1 protein-coding gene is annotated in these 2,101 nt (G+C 44.0%); it reads right to left on the bottom strand.

Features of this window, described 5'->3' with window-relative positions:
* Window positions 1–181: 181 nt before the first annotated feature.
* Window positions 182–1,537: a serine hydrolase gene (locus F6K49_RS43420; RefSeq protein ID WP_293107890.1), complete on the bottom strand. Its 1,356-nt coding sequence runs from the start codon at window positions 1,535–1,537 to the stop codon at window positions 182–184.
* Window positions 1,538–2,101 lie beyond the last annotated feature (564 nt).

Here is a 2,101-nt window from a genome sequence, read left to right as displayed (position 1 = left end):
TTCATTAACAACCAGTTTCATCCATAGTAGAATCTGAATAGATTGAAAATAAGAAAGCTTCCGCTAAGAGCGATCGCTCTTAGCGGAAGCGAAGCTTCATCGCTTTCATGGAAAACTTCAAACTTTAGCTACTATGGACTACAGGGATTGATCTAGAAGATTACATTAAAACTGTTCACTCTCAATCTACCCTAGGAGCAACGGTTTCCTGCCCGTTTTGCAGCAGCGTCACGCTTTCCACCGTGCCGTCTGAGCCTTGGTTAAAGACAACTCGCAAATCAATGACCCATGTAAAAAACTCAGTTTCGGAGGTAGGATAAAGGTTAAAGATAGACTGCCCTGTTCCCTGAATCCGCAATTGATTGGCTTGGGTGGTTACAGTTACCTGGAACTCAGGAGCAACCTGATAAGTTCCAATATAGCCCTCGTATACAGACGGATCTACCTCAGAAACTTTGGCTTTGGAGTAGGGTTCTCCAAACACAATTGCTGCCAAATCCTGGGAAATTTGCTCTATATTGGCGGTTTGTACATTACTGAGCACAGCAACACTCACATCCTGGTCTGGGTAGTATTCCAGATTAGTCACAAAGCCGTTAATTCCCCCACCATGACCAATGCGCTGATGCTTGGGCTGTTTGTTTATTTCCAATCCATAGCCATAGAACAGATGGGGAGTTTCGTCAGGATTCTTCGGTACTAAGGGAGAGGTCATAGTAGCGATCGCCTTATCCCTTAAGATCGTTTCATCTCTTACCCCATGGTCAAACAAAAACTGATTCCATCGAGCCAGATCCTCCACCGTGGAATATAGTCCTCCGGCTCCCTGTGGCACGGACATATTAATATAGCTTGCCTTGAGATAGCCGTCATCAGTGAACTGATAACCATTTGCCAAGCCATCAATCACCGCCAAAGGATACTCGTAACCTGTGTTCTCCATCCCCAAAGGCTGGAGCAAATGCTCCTTTAGATAATCGCCATAGGACTGACCCGATACGGTTTCAATCACCTGGGTCAGCAGAACATAGCCTGAATTGCTGTAGCGAAACTCTTTTCCCGGCTCAAATTCCAAGGGGAGGTCTTGGAAGCGGGCAATCAACTCCTCAAGGGTCGTCGGTAAAGCTATCCATTGGGTATAATCCGGAAAACTAGTATAGTTAGGAATGCCCGCCGTATGGGTTAGCAGGTGATGCAAGGTGATGCGATTCCCATGGGGATAATCTGGCAAGTAGGTAGAAACAGGAGCCTGTACATCAACCAATCCCAGATCCTGGAGTTGTAGAATCGCAGCAGCAGTAAACTGCTTTGTCACCGACCCCAACCGAAATCTAGTCTGGGGGGTATTGGGTAGCTGGTACTCTAGGCTAGCCATGCCATACCCCCTGGTAAAGACAGTTTTACCGGCCTTGAGTACGATAACCGCCCCTGAGAACCACCCAATTTCATGGTGGGCTTTGAGATAGGCATCAATTTCAGCGGAAATACCAGACATTTGGTGAGCAGCGAGTTTCATTACTGATTTCAATCGATACATTTGTATCTTATTAGAGAATAATCTGGCTTGGTAGTACCCTTAAGGGTACCTTTTCTGTGAAGATTAATTAACAGATACCTCTTGCAAAAGTATTTTTCTGATAGTGTTTACCTCAATTCTTATCCACTGTTCCCTGTTCCCGACAACTTCCGCGAAGTCTATTAAGTTCTAAAGGGACGACGAAACAGACTGATAGCAGAGCTGATGTCCCCTTTGAGTGAAGAGTCAGAGGTAATTAAAGAAATCAAAACAGTTGGAATATTTCAAGTTAATTAGAAAAAAGTCTTGATTTTCCTGCTGATGGTCGGGCTGGTGAATGGTGGCAAAGCCTGTATCCAACACTTCAACCAGTTGATAAGCCGATTCTTATCTAAAAACCTATGTCAATTTCTAATACATTATTTCCTCATTCGCACGAAAATCCTTAACAACCAGTTTCATCCATAGTAGAATCTGAATAGATTTAAAAGCTGTATGAATAAAAAAGTAACCATTTGTTTAATATGAGTGGCGTTGCTGAATCTTTTTTTGAATAGGAGTAGAGCGGGCAGGATGCCCACTCTA

The sequence above is a fragment of the Moorena sp. SIO3I6 genome, assembly GCF_010672095.1.
This window is presented reverse-complemented; position numbering and strand designations above follow the sequence as displayed.